This is a genomic window from Hymenobacter actinosclerus, assembly GCF_900111515.1.
Classification (GTDB): domain Bacteria; phylum Bacteroidota; class Bacteroidia; order Cytophagales; family Hymenobacteraceae; genus Hymenobacter; species Hymenobacter actinosclerus.
Genome location: NZ_FOHS01000001.1, coordinates 1,174,689 through 1,196,952 on the forward strand (window position 1 = coordinate 1,174,689; position 22,264 = coordinate 1,196,952).

General features: G+C 64.8%; 24 protein-coding genes. 20 read left to right on the forward strand and 4 right to left on the reverse strand.

Annotated features, from left to right (window positions below; all coding sequences use genetic code 11):
* The first annotated feature begins 54 nt into the window (after positions 1-54).
* From BMY67_RS05020 to BMY67_RS05045, 5 genes are all read left to right on the forward strand, one after another.
* On the forward strand, positions 55-669 hold the full coding sequence (locus BMY67_RS05020) for a cyclase family protein (RefSeq protein WP_092769004.1): 615 nt from the start codon (positions 55-57) through the stop codon (positions 667-669).
* 69 nt (positions 670-738) lie between these two features.
* Positions 739-1,722, forward strand: a complete 984-nt coding sequence (locus tag BMY67_RS05025) for an NADP(+)-dependent, decarboxylating phosphogluconate dehydrogenase (protein ID WP_092769007.1) — start codon at positions 739-741, stop codon at positions 1,720-1,722.
* Positions 1,723-1,927: 205 nt separating this feature from the next.
* A complete protein-coding gene (locus BMY67_RS05030) occupies positions 1,928-2,659 on the forward strand; it encodes a PD-(D/E)XK nuclease-like domain-containing protein (RefSeq protein ID WP_177189692.1) in 732 nt (243 codons plus the stop codon).
* A gap of 415 nt (positions 2,660-3,074) precedes the next feature.
* Positions 3,075-4,097 carry an aspartate--ammonia ligase gene (asnA, locus tag BMY67_RS05040; RefSeq protein WP_177189693.1) on the forward strand — a complete coding sequence of 341 codons (1,023 nt, stop codon included), beginning with the start codon at positions 3,075-3,077 and terminating at the stop codon, positions 4,095-4,097.
* Positions 4,098-4,221: 124 nt separating this feature from the next.
* A complete protein-coding gene (locus BMY67_RS05045; protein ID WP_092769014.1) occupies positions 4,222-4,575 on the forward strand; it encodes a DUF3140 domain-containing protein in 354 nt (117 codons plus the stop codon).
* Between the two features lie 223 nt (positions 4,576-4,798).
* On the opposite strand, the gene BMY67_RS05050 is transcribed toward BMY67_RS05045, so the two are convergent.
* Entirely contained in the window at positions 4,799-5,644 is an 846-nt protein-coding gene (locus BMY67_RS05050) for a universal stress protein (protein ID WP_092769016.1), read from the reverse strand.
* A 197-nt stretch (positions 5,645-5,841) separates the two neighbouring features.
* On the opposite strand from BMY67_RS05050, the gene BMY67_RS05055 reads away from it, so the two are divergent.
* Together BMY67_RS05055 and BMY67_RS05060 are read left to right on the forward strand one after the other, a co-directional pair.
* Positions 5,842-6,957 (forward strand): flavin monoamine oxidase family protein, encoded by a 1,116-nt coding sequence (locus BMY67_RS05055; RefSeq protein ID WP_092769018.1) that lies wholly within the window; start codon positions 5,842-5,844, stop codon positions 6,955-6,957.
* Between the two features lie 87 nt (positions 6,958-7,044).
* Positions 7,045-8,643, forward strand: coding sequence for a protein adenylyltransferase SelO (locus BMY67_RS05060; RefSeq protein WP_092769020.1), 1,599 nt, complete (start codon positions 7,045-7,047; stop codon positions 8,641-8,643).
* 258 nt (positions 8,644-8,901) lie between these two features.
* On the opposite strand, the gene BMY67_RS05065 is transcribed toward BMY67_RS05060, so the two are convergent.
* A complete protein-coding gene (locus BMY67_RS05065) occupies positions 8,902-9,291 on the reverse strand; it encodes a SpoIIAA family protein (protein WP_092769022.1) in 390 nt (129 codons plus the stop codon).
* A gap of 45 nt (positions 9,292-9,336) precedes the next feature.
* On the opposite strand from BMY67_RS05065, the gene msrB reads away from it, so the two are divergent.
* Positions 9,337-9,804, forward strand: coding sequence for a peptide-methionine (R)-S-oxide reductase MsrB (msrB, locus tag BMY67_RS05070; RefSeq protein ID WP_092769024.1), 468 nt, complete (start codon positions 9,337-9,339; stop codon positions 9,802-9,804).
* Between the two features lie 138 nt (positions 9,805-9,942).
* The gene (locus tag BMY67_RS05075; RefSeq protein ID WP_092769026.1) at positions 9,943-12,507 is read left to right on the forward strand and encodes an excinuclease ABC subunit UvrA; all 2,565 of its coding nucleotides are present in this window, start codon (positions 9,943-9,945) and stop codon (positions 12,505-12,507) included.
* Positions 12,508-12,540: 33 nt separating this feature from the next.
* Here the strand turns inward: BMY67_RS05075 and BMY67_RS05080 are convergent, their stop codons facing one another.
* A complete protein-coding gene (locus BMY67_RS05080) occupies positions 12,541-14,781 on the reverse strand; it encodes a T9SS type B sorting domain-containing protein (RefSeq protein WP_092769028.1) in 2,241 nt (746 codons plus the stop codon).
* Positions 14,782-15,130: 349 nt separating this feature from the next.
* On the opposite strand from BMY67_RS05080, the gene BMY67_RS05085 reads away from it, so the two are divergent.
* From BMY67_RS05085 to BMY67_RS05095, 3 genes are all read left to right on the forward strand, one after another.
* Positions 15,131-15,394 carry a hypothetical protein gene (locus BMY67_RS05085; RefSeq protein ID WP_092769030.1) on the forward strand — a complete coding sequence of 88 codons (264 nt, stop codon included), beginning with the start codon at positions 15,131-15,133 and terminating at the stop codon, positions 15,392-15,394.
* A 209-nt stretch (positions 15,395-15,603) separates the two neighbouring features.
* Complete coding sequence (locus BMY67_RS05090; RefSeq protein ID WP_092769033.1) at positions 15,604-15,942, forward strand: hypothetical protein; 339 nt, start codon at positions 15,604-15,606, stop codon at positions 15,940-15,942.
* A gap of 42 nt (positions 15,943-15,984) precedes the next feature.
* Complete coding sequence (locus tag BMY67_RS05095; RefSeq protein ID WP_092769035.1) at positions 15,985-16,254, forward strand: hypothetical protein; 270 nt, start codon at positions 15,985-15,987, stop codon at positions 16,252-16,254.
* Between the two features lie 148 nt (positions 16,255-16,402).
* Here BMY67_RS05095 and purU read toward each other — a convergent pair whose 3' ends face one another.
* Positions 16,403-17,236, reverse strand: a complete 834-nt coding sequence (gene purU, locus BMY67_RS05100) for a formyltetrahydrofolate deformylase (protein WP_092769037.1) — start codon at positions 17,234-17,236, stop codon at positions 16,403-16,405.
* A 166-nt stretch (positions 17,237-17,402) separates the two neighbouring features.
* Between purU and BMY67_RS05105 the strand changes: the two genes are divergently transcribed.
* The 8 genes from BMY67_RS05105 (at position 17,403) to BMY67_RS05130 (ending at position 22,244) form a co-directional block, all read left to right on the forward strand.
* Positions 17,403-17,945, forward strand: a complete 543-nt coding sequence (locus BMY67_RS05105) for a YfiT family bacillithiol transferase (RefSeq protein WP_092769039.1) — start codon at positions 17,403-17,405, stop codon at positions 17,943-17,945.
* 227 nt (positions 17,946-18,172) lie between these two features.
* Positions 18,173-18,340: a chryseobasin-related MNIO class RiPP peptide gene (locus BMY67_RS19285; protein ID WP_177189694.1), complete on the forward strand. Its 168-nt coding sequence runs from the start codon at positions 18,173-18,175 to the stop codon at positions 18,338-18,340.
* Between the two features lie 35 nt (positions 18,341-18,375).
* Positions 18,376-18,543 (forward strand): chryseobasin-related MNIO class RiPP peptide, encoded by a 168-nt coding sequence (locus BMY67_RS19290; RefSeq protein WP_177189695.1) that lies wholly within the window; start codon positions 18,376-18,378, stop codon positions 18,541-18,543.
* 95 nt (positions 18,544-18,638) lie between these two features.
* Positions 18,639-19,796: a multinuclear nonheme iron-dependent oxidase gene (locus tag BMY67_RS05110; RefSeq protein ID WP_218144591.1), complete on the forward strand. Its 1,158-nt coding sequence runs from the start codon at positions 18,639-18,641 to the stop codon at positions 19,794-19,796.
* A gap of 305 nt (positions 19,797-20,101) precedes the next feature.
* Positions 20,102-21,124 (forward strand): SDR family oxidoreductase, encoded by a 1,023-nt coding sequence (locus tag BMY67_RS05115; protein ID WP_092769041.1) that lies wholly within the window; start codon positions 20,102-20,104, stop codon positions 21,122-21,124.
* 251 nt (positions 21,125-21,375) lie between these two features.
* On the forward strand, positions 21,376-21,834 hold the full coding sequence (locus tag BMY67_RS05120) for a DUF3060 domain-containing protein (RefSeq protein ID WP_092769043.1): 459 nt from the start codon (positions 21,376-21,378) through the stop codon (positions 21,832-21,834).
* A gap of 73 nt (positions 21,835-21,907) precedes the next feature.
* Entirely contained in the window at positions 21,908-22,066 is a 159-nt protein-coding gene (locus BMY67_RS19800) for a hypothetical protein (protein WP_394333351.1), read from the forward strand.
* Positions 22,067-22,088: 22 nt separating this feature from the next.
* Positions 22,089-22,244 (forward strand): hypothetical protein, encoded by a 156-nt coding sequence (locus BMY67_RS05130; protein ID WP_245744892.1) that lies wholly within the window; start codon positions 22,089-22,091, stop codon positions 22,242-22,244.
* Positions 22,245-22,264: the final 20 nt, after the last annotated feature.

Below are 22,264 nucleotides of genomic sequence, written 5' to 3' on the forward strand. Positions count from 1 at the left end.
GGGTTTTCCGGATGAGGTTTTCCCGCTAACAATCAACTGCTAAACACCAGAAATATGGATTGGCTTGACTTTACTACCACCATTACCGACGGCATGGCCTACTGGCCCGACAACGCGCCGGTGCACATCAAGCGCACCCTCAGCATGGCCGATGGGGCAGCGGCCAACGTGTCGGAAATCAGCATGAGCGTGCACACGGGCACCCACGTAGATGCCCCGCTGCACTTTTTGGCCGACGGTACCGACGCCGCCCAGCTGGATTTAAGCAAGCTGATGGGCCCGGCGCTGCTGGTAGCCGTGAATTCGGAAAAGTTCATCAGCCGGGCCGATGTGGAGCACTTGCAGCTGAAACCTGGCAGCCGGGTGCTGTTCAAAACCCGCAACTCCGCCCGCGAGTGGTCGACCGAGCCCTTCAACCCCGATTTTGTGCGCGTGGGGGCCGATGCCGCCGCCTGGCTACAGGAGCAGGGCGTGGTGTGCGTGGGCGTCGATTATCTCTCCGTGGGTGATGCCCAGGCCCACAACATTCTGCTCGGCGCGGGCATCAGCGTGATTGAGGGCCTGGCCCTGCAACACGCCGAGCCCGGCGAGTACGAGTTGCTGTGTTTGCCCCTGAAAATCAAGGGTGTCGATGGGGCGCCGGCCCGGGTGCTGGCCCGGCGGCGGTAAGCGGCCGGCCGCTTTTATCTTTTCTCCAATCACCATTTCCCTATTCTCTAATTTATTTAAGCTGAACGCATGAAAAAGACACAGATAGGCGTGATTGGCCTGGGTAAGATGGGCGCGGGCTTGGCCCAGCAGGCCGCCGAGAAGGGCTACCCCGTTGTGGGTATGGATATCCGGCCCCGGCCCGACCTCGAAACCGACAACCTGCGGGTGGTGACCACCGTGGCCGAACTGGCCCAGCAGCTGGAGCGCCCGCGCAAAGTGTTTCTCTACATCCCGGCCGGCGCCGCCGTCGATGGCCTGATTGACCAGCTGGAGCCCCATTTCGAGGAGGGCGACATCATTGTAGATGGCGGCAATTCCTACTGGGGCGACTCCATCCGGCGCGCCGACCGGCTCCAGCGCAAGGGCATCTACTTCATCGACTGCGGCACCAGCGGCGGCCCCACCGGCGCCCGCAACGGCGCCTGCTACATGGTGGGCGGCGAGGAGGCGGCCGTCAGCCAGCTCAAGGATTTCTTTGTAGAAACGTCGGTGCCCGAGGGCTTCCTGCACACCGGTCCGGCCGGCACGGGCCACTACGTGAAGCTGGTACACAACGGCATCGAGTTCGGCATGCTTCAGGCCATTGGCGAGGGCATGGGCATGCTCACCCACTTCCGCGACAAGCTCGACATCAGCGCCATTCTGGGCCTGTGGAACAACGGCTCGGTGGTGCGCTCGTGGCTGGTGCAGCTCATGAAACAGATGTACGACCAGCAGGGCCAGAGCTTCGACGTGCCCAGCTACATCGAAGACACCGGCGAGGTAAACTGGCTCGTAGCCGACGCCCTGCGCATGGAAGTGCCCATTCCGGTTATCTCCCAGTCGATTATGCAGCTTTTCACCTCCCGCGACCAGGACCCCACCTGGGCCAAGGCCATTGCCATGATGCGCCACGGCTTCGGCGGCCACCCCTACGGCGAAGACGAAGGCCTCAAGCACGAGCGGCGCTTCGGCCGCGTAGGCGAGTACGAAATGCCGAAAGTGGTGAAAGGGAAGGGGAAGAAGGGGTGATGGGGTGAGGAGGTTGTCATTCTGAGCGGAGCGAAGAATCTCGCCTGCAATGGTAATTCCTGACGACAGGATTACTGTGGCACGCGAGATTCTTCGCTCCGCTCAGAATGACGTTCTTTCTTACCCCATCACCTCCTCACCCCATTACCTCATCACTCTATCACCCCAAAACCAACTATCCTTCCGATTACGCTGTTCTCCTTCCGTGACTGACCCAACCGCTACTCCTTCGCCCACCCGCCCCGACCTGCTGCGCATCCCCTACGATGATTACCGCGCCCTGCCGGCCATTGCTAACTCCGACCTCTCGCGCCTGCGCGACGCCCTTAATGGCCGTCCGCCGCGGCCCCACTCCAGCGTGGGCGGCGCGCTGGGCCTGGGCACGGCCTTCCACACGGCCCTGCTCGAACCCGACCTGTACGAAGCCGGCCAGCCCGGCATCAACGACACCCTTATCTGGTGGATGGTGGAGGGCGTGCAGCTCGACCCCGAAGTGAAGGCGCTGCTCGAGGTGGGCACGCCCGAGCCCAGTTGCATTTTCACCGAGCCCACCACCGGTACCCTCTGCAAGCTGCGCGCCGATCTGGTCGTCGACCACCCCGGCCACCCCTACACCGTCGTGGATTTCAAAACCACCATGGCCCGCGACTACAACCACTTTGTGGAGCAGTGCACCTACTACGACTACGACCGCCAGGCCGCCTTTTATGCCGATGCGCTCCAGGCCGAGCGGTTTTTGCTGGTGGGCGTGCAGAAAACCGAGCCGTTCAAAGTGTTCGTGTACGCCGTGCCGCCGCTGATGCGCTCGGAGGGCCGGGCCAAGTACCTGCGCCTGCTGCACCTGCTGCACCCCGAGGCGCCCGTGCCGTTGTCGGTGCTGCCGGCGGTGCGCGAAGTGCGCCACGCCCTGAACGGCGGCCCCGACGATGCTCAATAGCCGCAGAGGCACTATTTCAAGGTTGAATAAAAATAAATGAATAAATAGTTGCGAATATTCCGGGAGCTGACTATACTTGTGAGCTCCTGAAAAACAACGGAGTCTTCCGATGCGCCAGTTTTGCAATAACCGCCAGAATAATAACTCGAATAATAATCTTATTCGGGACTGGAAGGCTATTGCTCCCTGGGAAAAATAAAAATCAAAACTTGATTTTTTTCTCAAGCCTTCCGCTCCGGAAGGCTTTTTTTATGCCTTCGCCGCCAGTAGAGCCCGTTAGCGGGTAATTGATGGGCCGGGACCGCGCTTGAATTTCCTGAAATAAAAAGCAGAAAAAATGCTCCAGTTGGAGCAGGGGAACCTGTGTGCCCTTTCGAAAATAAAAATCCACTGAAACCATTTAAAAAACCACACTATGACCACCGCCGAAATGACCACCACCGACCTGCTTGAAACCGAAGAGGCCATTAGCCTGGTGAAAAGCGTATTTGCCCGCGAACTAGCCCGCCGCCTGCGCCTGAGCTGTGTTTCGGCCCCCATTGTCGTGCTCGACGGCACCGGCATCAACGACGACCTGAACGGGGTGGAGCGGCCGGTGGCTTTCCCGGTGAAGGCGCTGGCCGAGCGCCGGGCCGTGGTGGTGCATTCGCTGGCCAAGTGGAAGCGGCTGCGGCTGCGCGAGCTGGGCATTGCCGCCGGCCGCGGCCTGCTCACCGACATGCGCGCCCTGCGCCCCGACGAGGACTACTCGCCCATCCATTCCATCTACGTCGACCAGTGGGACTGGGAGCAGCACATAGCGGCCGAGCAGCGCACGCCGGAGTTTCTGCGCGCCACCGTTGAGCAGATTTATGAGGCGCTGCTGGCCACCGAGGCCGAAGTAGCGGCTCGCTACCCCGATATTCTGCCCGTGCTGCCCGGCCGCATCACCTTTCTGCACGCCGAAGACCTGCTGCGCCAGTACCCCGACCTCACGCCCAAGCAGCGCGAGCACGAAGCCGCCCGCCAGTACGGCGCCGTGTTTCTGATGGGCATCGGCGGCGCGCTCAGCCACGGCGAGGCCCACGACGGCCGCGCCCCCGACTACGACGACTGGAGCACCGAAACCGCCCCCGGCTACCAGGGTCTCAACGGCGACCTGCTGGTGTGGCACCCGGTGTTGCAAACCGCCCTGGAGCTGTCGTCGATGGGGATTCGGGTAGACAAGCTGGCGCTGCGGCGGCAGCTGGTGCTGCGCGGCTGCGAGCAGCGCCAGGAGCTGGATTTCCATGGCCGGCTGCTGCGCGATGAGCTGCCCGAGAGCATTGGCGGCGGCATCGGGCAGAGCCGGGTGTGCATGTTTATGCTGCGCAAGGGCCACATCGGGGAAGTGCAGGTGAGCATCTGGCCCGAAGAGGTGCGCCGCGAGCTGGCCGACACGGGCATAACGCTGCTGTAAGCGGCCGTTGCGCAGCGGCCATCCGAAGCTGAGCCATAACGGCGGCTCCTGGATTTGCGTTGAGGAAACCCGGCCGTTTCTGCGGCCGGGTTCTTCATTTTTTACCCCCTTACCCTTCGCAACTATGGCCGCCAAAGACCACAAATCCGACGACGATATCTACACCGAGTTCAAAAAAGAGGTAAACATGACGGCTTCCGAGCTGGAAAAGTGGCTGAAAACCGACGAGTCGAAGTCGGTGGGCCAGGACAGCGGCGACGGCAGCAGCATTGGCCACCACTCGGGCGAGAAAATCGTGCAGATTCTGCACAAGAAAAAGGCCGACCTCACCGAAGCCGACTATGCCCACATGCACAAGGTGCACAGCTACATCAGCCGCCACTCGGCCCAGGGCGGCCCCGACGACAAAAGCGAAACCAAAACTTCGCCCTGGCGCTACTCCTTGATGAACTGGGGCCACGACCCGCTGAAAAAGTAGCCGCTAAAAGCCCTGTCAGTCAGCCAACGGCGTACTCTGTTAATCTCTAATCACCAACCCCTAAAAAGCTGTCTGAGTTGACCCGGCACGCTGTAGAGACGCATAGTTGCGTCTCGTCGTTGAACGGCGACGCCAGACGGACAACATCAGCAACGACGAGACGCAACTATGCGTCTCTACATCGTGCCGTCGCCCTTTAAAGTCACTTCACAGCTTCTAATCCCTACACGTGCACTGTGAGGACGGGTGGGGCGGCGTGCAGGGCCACGGCCTCGGAGATGCTGCCCTGCAACAGGTGGCTGAGGGCGGAGCGGCCGTGGGTGAGCATGACTACCAGGTCGGCGTGGGCCTGCTCGGCGAAGCGCGGGATGCCGGTGCTGGCCCGGGGCGCATCGAACACGTCGGGCTCGTAGTGGCTGAACTGGTGGCGCGCGGCAAAGGCGCAAATGGCCTCCAGGGCCTGGGCGTGGTTGCCGGCGGCGGGTACTACATCGAGCAGGTGCAGCGTGGCGGCCGGGAACAGGGCCAATAGCTGGTGCAGGGTGGGAACGGCCTGGTCGGCCTCAGCCGAAAAGTCGGAGGCAAACACGAGGTGGCGCACATCGAAATGATTGACCGGGTGCTTAACGGTGAGCACCGGGCAGGGGGCCTCGCGCATAAGCTGCTCGGTGTGTGAGCTGAGGAAAAAGCGGGTCCAGGAGGTGTTTTCGTGCGTTCCCAGTACCACCAGGTCGATATCCCGCTCCCGGATTGTCTCGGTAATGGCCGTGTCAGGCTCGGCGGTAAGCACCAGCTCGTGCACCGGTACTTCGGGCGCCAGCTCGTGGGCCTGGGCCATCAGCTCGTGCATGCGGCGCTTAACTGCCTGCAAACTTTTGAGCACATACACATCGTTGAGCCCGTGGCCGCCCACCAGTCCGCCGGTGGTGGAAATGTGCGAGTCGGTAGGGGGCACGAAGCAGTGCAGCAGCAGCAGCTGCCCGCCGCCGCGCTGCGCCAGCTGTAGCGCCGCATCGAAGGCGTACCGGGATTCGGGGGAGAAATCGGTGGGGACCAGAATGTTTTTCATGGCGCGGCGGGAAAAGTTGAGCGGATACCGCGGCTAAACGGCAGCGGGCGAGTGGTTTAATATATAGATAAAAGAATCTATTTGCAAGCGCCAACGCCCCGGCAAACCGGGCAGTGCTGGCCTATGATGCGCCTGAACCAGCAAATCGGCCCGGCTGCCCGTTACTTTGCGGGCCGTAGTCTGTTAAGGAGCCTACTATGACGAATTCTTCTTTGGTGATAATACTGGGGGCCGGCCTTTCGGGCCTGGTGGCGGCGCGCCGGCTGGTAGCGGCCGGCCGGCCGGTGCGGGTGCTGGAGGCCCGCGACCGGGTAGGCGGCCGCACCCACGCCGTACCCGCGCACCCCGCGGCCGGCGCCGGGGCCCTCGCCGACCTGGGGGCTACCTGGGGCTGGCAGCACCATCCGCAGCTGCTGGCCCTGGCGCGGGAGCTGGGCTTGGCGCCGTTCGAGCAGTTCAGCGCCGGCGCCACGGCCTACGAAACCGCCGGCACCGTGCACCGGCTGCCCCACCCATCGGGCTCGAAGGGCTACTTACGGTTTGCGGGCGGCGCGGCGGCGCTGGCCCAGGCCGTGGCGGCCGCGCTGCCGGCCGGCACCGTGCAGCTCAGCACCCGCGCCACCGGGCTGCGGCAGCTGGCCGATGGGGTAGAGGTGACGACCGAGGAAAATGGCCAGCCGCGCACTTACCACGCGGCCGCCGTGGTCGTGGCCTTGCCGCCGCGCCTGGCCGCCCACGGCCTGCAATTCGCGCCCGCGCTGCCCGCCGCCGTGCAGGCTGCCCAGCACCAGTCGCCCACCTGGATGAGCCACGCCATGAAAAGCCTGATTACCTACGAAACGCCCTTCTGGCGGGGCCTGGGCTGGTCGGGTTTCGCCGTGAGCCAGGACGGGCCGCTGACGGAAATCCACGATGCCAGTCCGCCCGAGGGCGCGCCGGGCGTGCTGTTCGGGTTTTTCGCCGCGGCGCATCCGTTGCGCCACGCCCCACTTGCGGCCCGCGAGGCGGCCGTAGTGGCCCAGCTGGGGCGGCTGTTCGGACCCGCCGCCCGACCGCTGGCCTACCAGGAACTCGACTGGACCCGCGAGCCTTATACCAGCACCCCCGCCGACGAGGACCCGCCGCTATCCGTGCCTTTGCAGGGCCCGCCCGAGTTGCGCGCCCCGCTCTGGCAGGGCCGCCTGGTTTGGGCCGGGGCCGAAACCGCTACCGGTGAGTGGGGACGCCTCGACGGAGCCGTGGAAGCCGGCACCCGGGCCGCCGGGCAGGTGCTGGCCGGGCAGGCCCGGGTGTTCCAGATGCCCCAGGGCTAAAGCCCTGGGCTACGCAGCGTTTCAGCAAGGATTTCGTTTCAAGCACTAAGCACTAAGCACTAAGCACTAAGCACTAAGCACTAACCCATGCCTCAACGTCTCGAAAACGCTACGTTTACCAATTCCTTTGTCGATGAACTGGCGGGCGACCCCTCGCGCGAGAACGTGCCGCGGCAGGTACCGGGCTACCACTACTCGCCGGTGGTGCCCACGCCGGTAGCCCAGCCGCGGCTGCTGGTATGGTCGGATGAAATGGGGGCGGAGCTGGGACTGGCGCGGCCGTCGGATCAGGGCGCGGCCGTAGAGTTGCTGGCTGGCAACCGGGTGGCCGACTCGATGCGGCCCTACGCCGCCCGCTATGGTGGCCATCAGTTCGGCAACTGGGCCGGCCAGCTCGGCGACGGCCGTGCTATTTCGCTGGGCGAGCTGCCGGGCCAGCAGGGGCGGCGCTGGGAAATCCAGCTGAAGGGCGCCGGCCCTACGCCCTACTCGCGCCGCGCCGACGGCCGGGCCGTGCTGCGCTCCTCGGTGCGCGAGTTTCTGTGCTCCGAAGCCATGCACCACCTGGGTGTGCCCACCACGCGGGCGCTAAGCCTGGTAAGCACCGGCGACCAGGTGCTGCGCGACATGTTCTACGACGGCAACGCCCAGCACGAGCCCGGGGCCGTGGTGGCCCGGGTGGCGCCCTCGTTCGTGCGCTTCGGCAACTTCCAGATTCTGGCCGCCCACGAAGAAACCGACAACCTGCGCGCCCTGGCCGATTACGTCATCCGCCACCATTTCCCCGAGCTGGGCGCCCCCGAAAGCCCCGAAGTGTACGTGGCCTGGCTGACGGAAATAGCCCGCCGCACGGCCGAAATGGTGGCGCACTGGCAAACTGTAGGCTTCGTGCACGGCGTGCTCAATACCGACAACATGAGCATCCTGGGCCTGACCATCGACTACGGCCCCTACGGCTGGCTGGAACCCTACGAACCCGGCTGGACGCCCAACACCACCGACTTCACCAACTACCGCTACGCCTTCGGCCAGCAGCCCCAGGTCTGCCTCTGGAACCTCACGCAGCTGGCCCAGGCCCTCACGCCCCTGGTGCCCGACCCCGAGCTGCTGCGCCCCGCCCTCAACCAGTACGTGGCCACCTTCAACCGCAGCCACCACGTGCGCCTGCTGGCCAAGCTCGGCCTCACGGCTTCTGCTGAGGAAGAGGCCGACAAGCAGCTCGTGGGCTCCCTGCTGCCGGCTATGCAGGCCGCCCAAGTAGACATGACGCTCTTCTACCGCCACCTGTCGCACCTCACGGTGCGGCTGCTGGCCGATGAACCAGTAAAGGAGCTGGCCACGGAGCTGTTGAGCGCCGTTTCGTACGCCGCCCCAGCGGCCGAAGCTGCCGCGCCGCTACGCGCCTGGCTGATGCAATACGCCGCCCGGCTGCGGCAGGAGCCAGCCACACCCGAGGCCATCCGGGCCGGTATGCTGGCCGTGAACCCTAAATATGTACTGCGCAACTACCTGGCCCAGCAGGCCATCGAGGCCGCCGAAACTGGCGACCTGGCCCCGCTTCACACCCTGCACGAGGTGCTGAAACGCCCCTTCGACGAGCAGCCCGAACATGAAGCCCTGGCCGCCCGCCGCCCCAGCTGGGCCGCCACCAAGCCCGGCAGCGCCACCCTCTCGTGCAGCTCGTAGCGGGTGAGATATGAGTACGGAGAGGTGAGAGGTGAGCAAGGTATGGGAATCGCAGGTAAATAGAACGTCATTCTGAGCGAAGCGGAGCGAAGTCGAAGAATCTTTACCGCGTCGTTGCAGTCAGCAGGGATTACCACTGCACGCGAGATTCTTCGACTTCGCCTCCGGCTTCGCTCAGAATGACGTTCTTTCTTACCTGCGATTCCCGTACCTCATTCACTATTCACTATTCACTATTCACTATTCACTATTCACTATTCACTGCCGGACGAGCCAGGTATAGGCTGAGGCTACGTCGTCGAAGAGCAGGACAGTGGGCGCGGTTACGAAGTGCATGGCCGCCTCCATGCTTCTGCGCGCCGACCAGCTCGTGGGGCAAACCCAGGCCACGTAGCGCATTTGCAGTTCGGCCAGGCGCTGGTAGTACTCGCCTCCAACCCAGCGGGCGGCCTGCTCCCATTCGCTGGTTACCTGGGTGTTGTCGTTGAGCATTTTGTGGCAGGGCTGCCGCCGCAGGCAGGCCAGCACCTGCTCGCCGCCACTGCGGGCGCTGGCAGCCGTGTGGTTGCCGCGCCATTCCACGTAAAGGCACTGCTGAACAGGGTCGTAAGAAACAGTCAGCGGCGGCGAATCATAGAGCACTTCCATGACTGGGACGATTCGGAGGGTATTTTCAGGGGTAAATATAAGGTAATGGAAGAGCTTGACCCGCCGTTGCTGCGCTGGCGCGACGTGCTTACGTACGCCCGCTACGGCAACCCCGAGCCCCCGCGCCGGCTGGAATTGCCGGAAGCTGAGTGGGCCGCCCGGCTCACGCCGCGGCAGTTTCAGGTGCTGCGCAAGGCCGAAACCGAGCCGGCCTACCGCAACGAATTCTGCCGCTCCTACGCGCCGGGCCGCTACGGCTGCGCCGGCTGCGGGCAGCCCCTATTCGATTCGGCCACGAAGTACCACGCCATTTCCGGCTGGCCCAGCTTCACCCAGCCCGCCGCCCGCGCCGCCCTGCGGTTTCAGTTCGACGACAGCCACCACATGCAGCGCGTGGAGGTGCGCTGCAACGTGTGCGCCGGCCACCTGGGCCACGTATCGGCCGATGGGCCGGCGCCGGCCGGGCTGCGGTTCTGCATCAACTCGGCGAGTTTAGTGCTGGAGGCTGGCTAACGGTGCGGCCGGCTTTCCCGCAGAGGTTCGCGGAGGCATGCGCAGAGGAAAAGCAGAGCCGTTCTGAGGTAAAGCCGCGCTGGCTCGGCGGAAAGGGTAACTCCTGCGTACTACAGGGTTCTACTTTACGCTGAATGCATGTCGGAATCGAAAGCTGAGCAGTCAACCACGGGCTTCGTGCAAGTGCGCGGGGCCCGCGAGCATAACCTGAAAAACATCGACGTGGACGTGCCGCGCGACGCGCTGGTGGTCTTTACCGGCGTGTCGGGCTCGGGCAAGAGCAGCCTGGCCTTTGGTACCTTGTACGCCGAGGCCCAGCGCCGCTACCTCGAGTCGGTGTCGCCGTACGCGCGGCGGCTGTTTCATCAGATGGCCGTGCCCGAAGTCGACTCCATTGAGGGGCTGCCGCCGGCCGTGGCCTTGCAGCAGCAGCGCGGCACGCCCACCACCCGCTCGTCGGTGGGCTCGGTTACCACGCTGTCAAACCTGGTGCGCATGCTGTACTCGCGGGCCGGCGACTACCCCAAGGGGCAAGGCATTATCTACGCCGAAGCGTTTTCGGCCAATACGCCCGAGGGCGCCTGCCCCACCTGCCACGGGCTGGGCCGCGTGTATGAAGTCACCGAGGCCAGCATGGTGCCCGACCCCACGCTCACCATCCGGGAGCGGGCCATTGCCGCCTGGCCCCAGGCCTGGGGCGGCCAGAATCAGCGCGATATTCTGGTAACGCTGGGCTACGACGTGGACACCCCCTGGCTGGATTTGCCGCAAAAAGACCGGGACTGGATTCTGTTCACCGACGAGCAGCCGGTGGTGCCCGTGTACCCCGGCCTCTCGCCCGAGCAAACCCGGCGGGCCGTGCAACGCAAGCAGGAACCCAACTACATGGGCACCTTCAGCAGCGCCCGGCGGCACGTGCTCTACACCTTCGGCAACACCCAGAGCGCGAGCATGAAAAAGCGGGTGCAGCAGTACATGCTCAGCACCGTGTGCCCCACCTGCCACGGCAAGCGCCTGCGCCAGGCCTCGCTGAGCGTGACGTTTGCGGGCCTTGATATTGCGGATTTCTCGGCCCTGCCGCTCAAGCAGGTGGCCGCGTTGCTCCAGCCCTACGAGGCCGGCACCGAAACCGGCCACGCCCGCCACACCGCCCACGACCCGGCCCAGGTGGAGGCCGCCCGCCGCATTGCCGAAGACCTGCGGGCCCGGCTGGCGGTGCTGCTCGATCTGGGCCTGGGCTATTTATCCCTAGAAAGAAGTACGCCCAGCCTCTCGCCGGGTGAATTGCAGCGGCTGCGGCTGGCCACTCAGCTTTACTCCAACCTGTTCGGAGTCGTGTACGTGCTTGATGAGCCCTCGGCGGGCCTGCACCCGGCCGATACCGAGGCCCTGCTCACGGCCCTGGCCAGCCTGCGCAGCGCGGGCAACTCGCTGTTCGTGGTCGAGCACAACCTCGACGTAGTGCGCCGCGCCGACTGGCTCGTGGATGTGGGCCCGCAGGCCGGCGAGCAGGGCGGCCAAATCCTGTACAGCGGCCCGCCCGAAGGCCTGCGGGAAGTGCAAGCGTCTCAGACGCGGCGCTTTCTGTTCCCCGGCGAAGAAGACCAGTCCGCCGCCAAAGCCGAACCCCGTGTGCCGGCCGGCTGGCTGGAGCTGTCGGGCATCACCCGCCACAACCTGCACGACCTTACGGTGCGCTTCCCGCTGGCCGTGCTCACGACCATCACGGGCGTGTCGGGCTCGGGCAAATCGAGTCTGGTAAGCCAGCTGCTGAAGCTGGAAGTCAGAAGCGCCCGCGAAAAGGCGCCAACAGAAGACGAGCCGGAAACGGCCGACGAGCTGCTGGCGGCCGAAAACGACGACCACGACGAGGGCGGCGGAGCCTTGAGCTTCAGCTTCTCGCCCGACGCTGTCCCGCTCACCCGGCTGGTGCAGGTCGACCAGAAGCCCATTGGCCGCACGCCGCGCTCCAACATGGCCACCTATACCGGCCTGTTCGACCACGTGCGGCGGCTATTCGCGGCCACGCCCGAGGCCCGCCGACGCCGTTACGATGCCGGCCAGTTCTCCTTCAACGTGAAAAAGGGGCGCTGCCCGAACTGCCAGGGCGAGGGCTTCGTGATGGTGGAACTGCTGTTTCTGCCCAGCGTGTACGCGCCCTGCCCGGTCTGCCACGGCACCCGCTACAACGACAAAACCCTCGAAATAGAGTACCACGGCCAGAACATTGCCCAGGTGCTGAACATGACGGTGGATGCGGCCAGCGAATTTTTCGCCGACGAGCCGCCCGTGCACCGGGCCCTGACGGTGCTGCGCGAAGTGGGCCTGGGCTACCTGCGCCTGGGCCAGCCGGCCACCGAGCTGAGCGGGGGCGAGGCCCAGCGCATCAAGCTGGCCACCGAGTTGCAGCGCCCCGCCCGCGGCCACACCCTCTACGTGCTCGACGAGCCCACCACCGGCCTGCACCCCGCCGACGTGGAGCGCCTGCTGGTGCAGCTCCAGGCCCTGGTTGCGGCCGGCAACACGGTAGTGGTGGTAGAGCACGATATGCGCGTAGTAGCCGCCTCCGACTGGGTAATCGACATGGGCCCCGGCGCCGGCGACGAAGGCGGCCAAGTGGTCGCCGAAGGTTCGCCGGAAACAGTCGCCAAGTCGAAGGCCAGCAAAACGGCCCCGTACCTGCGGCGGTTTATGGAGAGGTAGCCGGGAGCTTATGAAGAGGCAATTCCGCGCATTTTACCGTATCACCTGCAGCCAACCCTTGTACGCGAGGCCGCTGGCCGCCTGCCGGAGGGTGTAGAAATACGTGCCCGGCGCGGCGGCCGGACCCCACTCGTGTCGGTAAGATTTGGTGGCGTACACCTGGCTTCCCCAGCGCGAATAAATCGTCAGCTCCCAGTCGTTGCCGCTCAGCCCCGGGATGACGAAGTACTGGTTTTGCCGGTCGCCGTTGGGGGTGATGATGTTGGGGATGGTCAGGCAGGGGGCTACGCTTACGCGGCGGCGGGCACTTACCGAGGTGCAGGCGATGCTTATCTGCACCGAATAGTCGCCGGGCTGCTGCACGAGCAGGGTGGGGCCGGTAGAGCCGTCGGACCAGCGGTAGGAGGCCGCGCCGGCCACGGGCGGGGCCTGCAGCCGCAGGGTCTGGCCCTGGCAGATGGTGGTGTCGGGACCCAGCACGAGGGGCGGCAGCGGCGGTACCGCGCGCACGGTTTGGGTGGCCGTGGCAGTGCAGCCGCCCGCGTACGTGGCCGTAACCGAATACGTACCCGGCTGGCTGACGGCCAGCGTGCTGGTAGTGGCTCCCGTGCTCCAGCGGTAGGTGAGGGCCGCCGCGTCGTGGGCCTGCAGGCTCAGGGGGGCGCTGCCGCACAGCACCGAGTCGCCGCTGATGCGCAGGGCGGAGGCGAAGGGCAGCACCTGCCGCTGGGCCGTGGCGCTGAGCCCGCCCGGGAAAGTGACCGTGACGGTATAGGTGCCGGGCTGGGTTACCGGCAGTGTGGGCGTGGCGGCGCCGGTGTTCCAGCGGTAGCTTAGCGGAGCCGTGATGGAGTTGAGGCGCGGAACCAGCGTGACCTGCCGGCCCGCACACACGGCCTCCACGGCCGGCAGGCTGACTTCGGGCGGCGCCACCCCGAGCTTGAGCAGCCAGATGTTGGGCGTGTTCATGGTGCCGATGTTGGGCTGGGTTTTGTCGCCCGAAACTCCCGAGAACGACATGCCGCCCAGGGCGTAGCCGCCGTCTTTGGTCGGGAAGGCGTCGGTGAGAACTTCTATGTCGGCGCCACCGAAGCGCTGGTCCCAGCGCAGTGTGCCCTTGTCGTCAATCTGCACCAGCCAGTAATCGGCACGCCCTAGCGAGGGCTGGGTCTGCTCGCCCGAAAGGCCCGACTCGGAGGTGCCGCCGAGCAGGTAGCCGCCATTGGCAGTAGGGGCAATAGACGTCAGCTCGTCCTTGCCGTCGCCGCCGTACGTGCGCTCCCACTGCAACACGCCTGTGGCACTAAGCTTCACCACCCAGTAGTCGCCCCCGCCGCGGTGGCCTTGCAACTTGTCGCCCGAAGCACCGGAGTAGGAGATGCCCCCGAGCAGATAGCCACCATCCGGCGTTGCGCACATAGTCTGGAGCGACTCCGACTCGGACCCGCCCACCGACCGCTCCCACTCGGGCTGGCCGGCGGCGTTCAGCTTGATGGCCCAGAAATTGGCGGCGCCGGGTCCGCCGGGGCCCGGTACGGAGATGTTGCCGCTGAGCAGGTAGCCGCCATCCGGCGTGAGCAGCAGCGCCTGCAACGAGCCCACTTTAGCGCCGGGCAGGGTAAGGTCCCATTGCGTGCGGCCGGCGGCGTCGAGCTTAACCAGCCAGGGGGCGCTGCCTGGGCCGGCGGTGGGGGCTGTTTTATCGCCCGAAACCGGAGACGAGGAGTTGCCGCCGAGCAGGTAGCCCCCGTCGGGCGTCTGGTGCAGGGTCGTGAGCTCGTCGTGGCCGCTGCCGCCCAGCGTCCGTTCCCACCGCGTGCGGCCCTGGGCATCGAGCTTGACCACCCAATAATCCGATCCGCCCTGGCTGGGCTCGGTTTTGTCGCCCGAGGCGCCGGAGCGCGACCACCCACCCACGATGTAGCCGCCGTCGGTGGTTTGCGCAATTTCGACCGGGTACTCGTCGTCGCTGCCGCCCAGCACCCGGTCCCACTGCTTGTCGCCCCGGGGGCCGAGCTTGACCACCCAGAAATCGATAACGCCGTGGTGCGGCTGGCTGATTTCGGGGCCGGGGCTGGGGTCGAGGTGGGCCCCCAGAATGTAGCCCCCATCGGCAGTGGGCCGCAGCCGGTCCAGCGCGTTGATGCCGGTGTTGCCCAGGGTGCGGTTCCACTGCCGCGGCAGCGTTTGGGCGGCGGCCGGGCGTGGGCCCGGCAGAAACAAAAGCAGCACAAGGCCCAGCAGCGGCCCAATCAGGGGTAAGGATAGACGCATAAAAAATAAAGGGGCGGCTGGCGGCCGGAGTGTAAGCGGGGTGGTCCCGCGGATTGCCGGTTCAAACTTTGCCGCAAGTAAGCGAAAGGCCCCCAATACTGCCCCCCCGGCGGCTTTGCCGAAACCCGGTAGTCATGGCGGCAAAGCTCTTGCAGCCGGCGGCCCGTACCCGGCGCTCGGCGTACTGCTGAGGCCCGTTAGAAGCAGAGCCGGCCGAAGTTGGCTGGAAAATGCCGACCTTCCGGGACTTTGGTGAACCGGGCGCAGCTGTGTAGGCTCCCCGCGCACTGCGGTAGTGGCTTAGCGCCCGGCCGTCTGGCCCCGCGTCCCGTTTCTGGGTTCTCTCTCCATGGATTCTTTTTATCAGCCCCCGGCCGAATTGCTGGCCCGGTTTGGCTTTCGCAGCAACGCCTCCCCGGCCGGGCAGGTGCGCTATAGCCGTCCCAGCGAGGTAGGCCAGGAAACGCTGGTGCTCTACACCGATGGCGAAATGACGCTGCTCGAAGCCGTAAATGGCCAGCTGCTCTACTGCTTTCAGGGCCGCGTGGCCTCCGAGGCCGAGTTGCGGGTGCTGCTGCGCCAGGTAAACTGGCCCGCCGAGGTGGCGGGCTGAAACATGCGCCCCCGCCTGTCATCCTGAGCATTCCGCGCATCAAGCGGCGACGAAGGATCTTCCTACGGTAGCACATCTGTCCCAATAGTTTATGCTGGCGGAAGCAGGTCCTTCGTCGCCGCTTGATGCGCGGAATACTCAGGATGACAGGCGGCTTCGTAGCTCCCTAATCCCTAATCCCTAATCCCTAATCCCTAATCCCTCATAAAATGACCGATTCCTACCTCCGCAGCCTGGGCTTTGCCAGCACCGACGAAACCCACGGCAGCCATCCGCCCTTCGAGCAGAACTGGCGCTACCAGCACGAAAACCAGGCCGCCGACGGCACCCGGCTCTACGCCGAACACCCCTTGGGTGTGGCCGCCTGCCGGCTGAGCGCGCTGGCGGCCCCGCTGGCCGCCGCCGACGTGTGGGCCAGCGTGGATCTGCACGACCGGCCCGCACTCGAAGCGGCCGTGGCCTCGTTTTACGCGGCGCACGGCGGCAAAGGTACTGTGGTGCCGGCGCTGGTGCCGCACGTGTTCCGGCCCTACCGCCGGCTGGAGTAGCCCGGCCGCTTTTTCTTTTATCCCTCAACCCTCGCATCCTTAATGGACCAGGACCTGCAACTCAGCTTAGCCAACAACGCCAAGGAATGGCTGGCGCTTTCGCTCTCCATCTCGTCGGCCGAAAAGCTGGCCTTCGACAAAATTCACGACGGTTTTTTTACCATGTACGGGGCCGATTTCATGACCCATGTGTACCGCATGACCTTCGAGCGGGCCCTCCAGCAGCTGCCGGAAGTGGAGCGCGACAAGCTGCTGCTGTCGTTTAAGGCCGCTATGGATAAGGCCATTGATGAGCACTATTCGCGCATGTAAACTGGCGGCAGCCGCCCGCGTAAACCAGCCGCTTCGCTCTTGAAGCAGCGTTAAATAGAAGCCGAAAAGCCCGCGTCCCTCCCTGTTCAAGGAGGGGCGCGGGCTTTTCGGTAGTTACTGTCGGTTGTTGCCGACGGCTGGGCGGGTCTTATTCGAACACGATGGTTTTGTTGCGGTGCACGCACACCTGCTCGCGGCAGACCAGCGTGAGGGCGCGGGCCAGGGTAAGCTTCTCCACGTCGCGGCCGGCCTGGGCCATGTCGCGGGCGCTCTGGGTGTGGTCGGTCGGGATGACGCTCTGGGCGATGATGGGGCCCTGGTCGAGCTGGTCGGTGACGAAGTGAGCGGTGGCCCCGATGCTTTTCACGCCCCGCTCGTAGGCCTGGGCGTAGGGGCTGGCCCCGATGAAGGCCGGCAGGAAGCTGTGGTGGATGTTAATGAGGTGGCCGCTGAAGTGGGCCACGAACTCGGGCGACAGAATGCGCATGTAGCGGGCCAGCACCACGTATTCGGGCTCGTAATGCTGAATCTGGGCCAGCACGGCGGCCTCGTGGGCCTCCCGGCTCAGGCCCTCGGCGCTGAGGTGGTGGTACGGTACATCGAGGCGCTCGGTGATGGGGCGCAGGTTGTCGTGGTTGCTGATGACGCCCAGAATTTCGGCGTGCAGCTGCCCGAAAAAGTGGCGTACCAGCAGCTCAGAGAGGCAATGATGCTCGCGGGTAGCCAGCACCACGATGCGGCGCGGCTGGTCGTTGCGCAGCCGGATAGTGGTGCCGGGCGGCAGCACGGCCTGTAAGTCGCGGGTGAGGGCGGCCGGGTCGCAGGGGCCGGTAAACTCGGTGCGCATGAAGAAGTGGGCGTCGTGGGGCTCCACGAATTCGCCGTTGCGCAGGATGTTGAGGCCGTGGCGGAACAGCACTTCGGAGGTGCGGAAAACGAGGCCGGGCTCGTCGGGACAGTCAATCAGCAGGTAGTGGGTCATGAATAAGGCAGAAGTGCGGGGCCGCAAGATTAGGCATTGCCGGGCAGATTCTGCCGGCTGCCGGAGGGGCCGGAAATCTGCCGGGCCATTCGGGGGAGAGCTGCGGCCGGCGAAACCGCCGGGCCCGGGCCGCTGAACCCGGCCCGCCGGGGGCCGTTAGCCAGGTATGGAAACTCCGTTAATCGACCCCCAATATCCCATCGGCAAGGCCGAGTTGCCCGCCCGCCCCCTCACGGCTGCCGAGCGGGCCGGCTATATTGAGCAGCTGGCGGCGCTGCCGGCCGAGCTGACGGCGGCGGCCCGGCAGGCCGGGGGCGTACGCCTGGAGCAGCCCTACCGCCCCGGCGGCTGGAGCGGCCGGCAGGTAATTCATCACGTGGCCGACGTGCACCTCAACTTCTACCTGCGCTACCGCCTGGCCCTCACCGAAGACCACCCCACCATCCGCCCCTTCGAACTGAATGCCTGGGCCACCCTGCCCGACAACGACGCCGTGCCCGTAACCGTGTCGTTGGCGCTGCTGGAGGCGCTGCACTCGCGCTGGGTAACGCTGCTCTGGCACCTGACCGACGCGCAGTGGCAGCGCACCTTCTACCACCCGCTCCAGGACCGCAGCTACTCGCTCGACCAGGCGCTGGTGCTCTACAGCTGGCACGGCCGGCACCACACGGCCCACGTGGCCCTGCTGGCCGAACCAGGGGCGCCCTGACGAAACAACCAGCCGAGTGCCCCGGCTCGCGGCAATGCCGCAGCATTAAACGCAAGCAATGAGTGGTCAGCAACGATGCGCGGAGCCAGGCGCTTCGCTATGCTGCGGGGTACGCAGCAGCCACTGTGCGTAAATCCTGTTGTTGAGGTATGCAACCATGATATGGAAAACGGTATCCAATCGAAACACAGCCTATTTGTAAATTCACTTTTACTTTCATCGCAACTATGAAAATCTCGCAGGCATTACTCGGCGCCATGTTGGTTGGCTTGGCCGCCCCAACTACCAGCTGCACCAAGAAAGGCGACCCTACGCCTAAGCAGGAAGAGGGCAAGCAGAAAAAAGGTGAGAGCACCAAGACGCCGGACTCTTGCCCGGCCTGCGGTATGGGCTAGCGCTCAATAGTTGTCAAACCACTTTCGTTGCAGCCATGAAAATCCCACAAGCAGTACTCGGCGCCCTGCTGGTTGGGCTGGCAGCGCAAACCACCGGTTGCATCCAGAAGAACGAACCCGTGGTGAAGCAGGAGCAAGCCAAACCGAAAGCCCCGGCCCCCGAGCCCTATTCGGACCCCTGCCCCGCCTGCGGGATGGGCTAAGCCACAACTTTTTCCTTACGCAACGGCCCTGGCCTCGCGGGTGCTACCCAACTGGTAGTCCGGGCCGTTGCTGCCGCTTGTTCAACCAGTGAGTCGTGGCTTCTACTCCTTCATCTGCAACCACCCCCGCAAGCCCGGTACTAGCGGCGCTGGCCTGCAACCTCGACGCCGACCTGCTGACGGCTGCTTTTCCGCTGCTGGAGCAGGGGCGGGTAGCGGCGCTGGAGTGGTCGTTTGATGCGCTGTTTGCCGTGGAGCAGGTGCCCGAGTGGTTCCAGGAGCTGCTGCGCGCCTATAGCGCCCAGGGCCGGCTGCTGGGCCACGGGGTGTACTGCTCGCTGCTCTCGGGCCGCTGGACCCACGCGCAGCAGCAGTGGCTGACGCAGCTGCGCACCCTGGCCCGGCAGCTGCCCTTCGACCACGTGACGGAGCATTTCGGCTTTTTTACCGGCGCCAACTTTCACGCCGGGGCCCCGCTGCCCATTCCGTACACCAGCGCCACGCTGCGCCTGGGCCAGGACCGCCTGCAACGCGTGCAGGCCGCCTGCGAGTGTCCGGTAGGCCTCGAAAACCTGGCCTTCGCCTACTCGCTCGATGAGGTGCGACGGCACGGCGAGTTTCTGGAAAAGCTGGTGGAGCCGGTGAATGGCTTTCTGATTCTGGACCTGCACAACGTGTACTGCCAGCTGCATAACTTCCGGCTGCCGGCCGACGAGCTGCTCGCGCTCTACCCCCTGCACCGGGTGCGGGAAATCCACCTGTCGGGCGGCAGCTGGGCGGAGTCGGGGCAGGAGCCGGGCCGCCAAATCCGGCGCGACACCCACGACGACGCCGTGCCGGCCGAAGTGTTCCAGCTGCTGAAGTGGGCCCTGCCGCGGTGCCCCAACCTGAAGTACGTGGTGCTGGAGCAGGTGGGCGGGGCCCTACGCACGGCCCGCAGCCAGGCGCAGTTCCGGGTCGATTTTGGCCGCATGGAAGCGCTGGTGCAAGAGTACCAGAAGGGTTCGGCCCGGCAGCCCGGCAACGCCTTCCGGCCCCGGCTGCCTCTGGCGCCGCCGGGTCCAGTAATCGAGGACGAGCTGCTGCACACTCAGCAGCGGCAGCTGGGGCATATTCTGGAAACGGCCGCTTCCTTCGAGCAGGCCCGGCAGCGGCTGCAAGCTTCCTCGTTGGCCCACACCGCCTGGCAAATCGAGCACTGGGAGCCGGCCATGCTGGAAACGGCCATCAGCATCGCCCAGAAGTGGCAGTAGGGTGGGGGTATTGCCAGTGACTATGAATTAGATGAACTGACAGGTTAAGTTGGTACATAGAACGTCATTCAGAGCGGAGCGAAGAATCTCGCTCGAACAGCCGTTGGACGACTTCAGGCAAGATTCTTCGCTCCGCTCTGAATGACGTTCTGCATACCAATTTAGCTTGTCAGTTCATCTAGCTTCTAATTCACCCCAAATACCCCAACCACCACGCCCCGCACCATCCCTAAGCCCGGCCGTAGCAACGCTAGGCCCAGGTTTTTGCGTAAGTGGTTGACTGTTCTTTCAACCTCATACGCACCATGACTGACAACGAAACCAACCTCAGCCGCCGCCGGGCCGTGAGCGGCCTGGGCGCCGCCGGCCTGGCCGTGGCCGCCGGGCCGCTGCTGGCCGCCGACGCCGCTACGGGCGGCAGCGGAGCCGCCGCTACGCCCGCCGCCGAGCCGCTGCAAAACCCGCTCACCAAGTACCCGCGCCCACCCTTCAAAAAGCAGGAAACGCCCTGGCCGGGGCTGGCCTCCAAAATGGACCCGCTGCCCGACCACGGCGAGCAGAGCTACAAAGGCTCGGGCCGCCTGAAAGGCCGCCGCGCCCTGATTACGGGCGGCGACTCGGGCATGGGCCGCGCCGCCGCCATTGCCTACGCCCGCGAAGGCGCCGACGTGGCCATCAACTACCTGCCCGCCGAGGAGGAAGATGCCCGCCAGGTTATCGACCTGATTAAAAAAGCCGGCCAGAAAGCAGTAGCCATTCCGGGCGACATCCGGGAGGAGGCGTTCTGCCAAAAGCTGGTGGCCGAAGCCGTGCGCCAGCTCGGCGGCCTCGACATCGTGGTGAGTAACGCCGGCCGGCAGCAGCAGCGCCAGTCGATTCTGGACCTGACGACCGAGGATTTCGACGCCACGATGAAAACCAACATCTACGCGCCGTTCTGGATTATCAAGGCTGCGCTGCCCCACCTGCAACCGGGCTCCTGCATCATCGGCACCACCTCCGAGCAGGCCAACGACCCGTCGCCCAACCTTTATGACTACGCCCAGACCAAGGCGGCCACCACCAACTACGTGCGCAGCCTGGCCAAGCAGCTGGCCCCGAAAGGCATCCGCGTGAATGGCGTGGCGCCCGGCCCCATCTGGACGCCGCTGCAAACCAGCGGCGGCGCGACCCAGGAGGACCTGGTGAAGTTCGGGGCCAAAACCCCCATGGGCCGCCCCGGCCAGCCGGTGGAGCTGGCCTCCATCTACGTGCAGCTCGCCGACCCCCAGGCCAGCTACGCCACCGGCCAAGTGTACGGGGCCATGGGCGGCAACGGCACGCCGTAGCACCTCACCCCCCGGCCCCCTCTCCCCAGGGAGAGGGGGAGCCTGATGATTGAACTTGATATGCGAAGCGCCCCGGCAACTGCCGGGGCGTTTTTGGTTGGTGTTGGCGGGGTTGACGACCTGGTTGGAATACCTGGATGGCCGGCAGGCGGCCGTATGGATTGTAAAGATGGGGGGGTACAGGAAGTAGTATGGGAGGCAACACCATGAAGTTGTATTCGTACTTTGTCGGACACTAACTTTTTCATCCTATGAATACTAAGTGCTTCTTGGTAATGCTGCTGGCCTTGGCCGGCACTGGTAGCGCCTGCTCTCCGGCCGATTCTAAACAGGAGGTGTCCTACTCGGACGTGGGAGCGGTTCAGTCGGCTGATGAAGCAGCTTCGGCCAGTACAGTTGAAGCAGGCAACTCAGGTGGCTCGATGGTTAACATACAGGATGCGGAAGACATTATCATCACCGGCAATGGGTCTACGCAAACCCGCACGGCGACGGGGCAGGACATCCAAGTGCTGGGCAACGACAACAAGACAACGTTTAAAGGGCAATGCCAAGAGTTCTACGTAGTAGGCAACGGCAACGTGATAGAGTTGGAAAACGTGGCCAGCATTCAGGTAACGGGCGACAATAACCGGGTAAAATGGTATGGCAAAGAGCCCACCGTCAACAACCTGGGTAAGGGAAACGTACTGGAATCGGCAGGCAAGTAACTAGGTGAAATCTGGCGCTACGCCCGGCAGAGCGGCTACGGTGCTGACCAAACACGAAGACTTTTTGCGGCTGGTGTTGGCCGAGGGCTTCCCGCCCCTTGTGGTAGCCGTGCAAAACGCCCAAGTACCCGTTGCCCAACTTGCGGAGTTCCTGTTGGCCCGGTTGCCGCAGCTACGCGAGTTTCTGGGGGAGCAGCGGGAGTTTGGATTTATATTTTTACGGGTTGAGTAGAACAGCCACAGCCAATTTCCAGGTGAGCAGCGGTGCCACCCAGAAGGACTTAGTGAAGTTCGGGGCCAATACCCAGCCGGTGGAGCTGGCCTCCATCTACGTGCAGTTGGCCGACTCGCAAGCCAGCTACGCCACAGGCCAGGTGTACGGGGCCATGGGCGGCAATGGCACGCCGTAGCACCTCACCCCCAGTTCCCT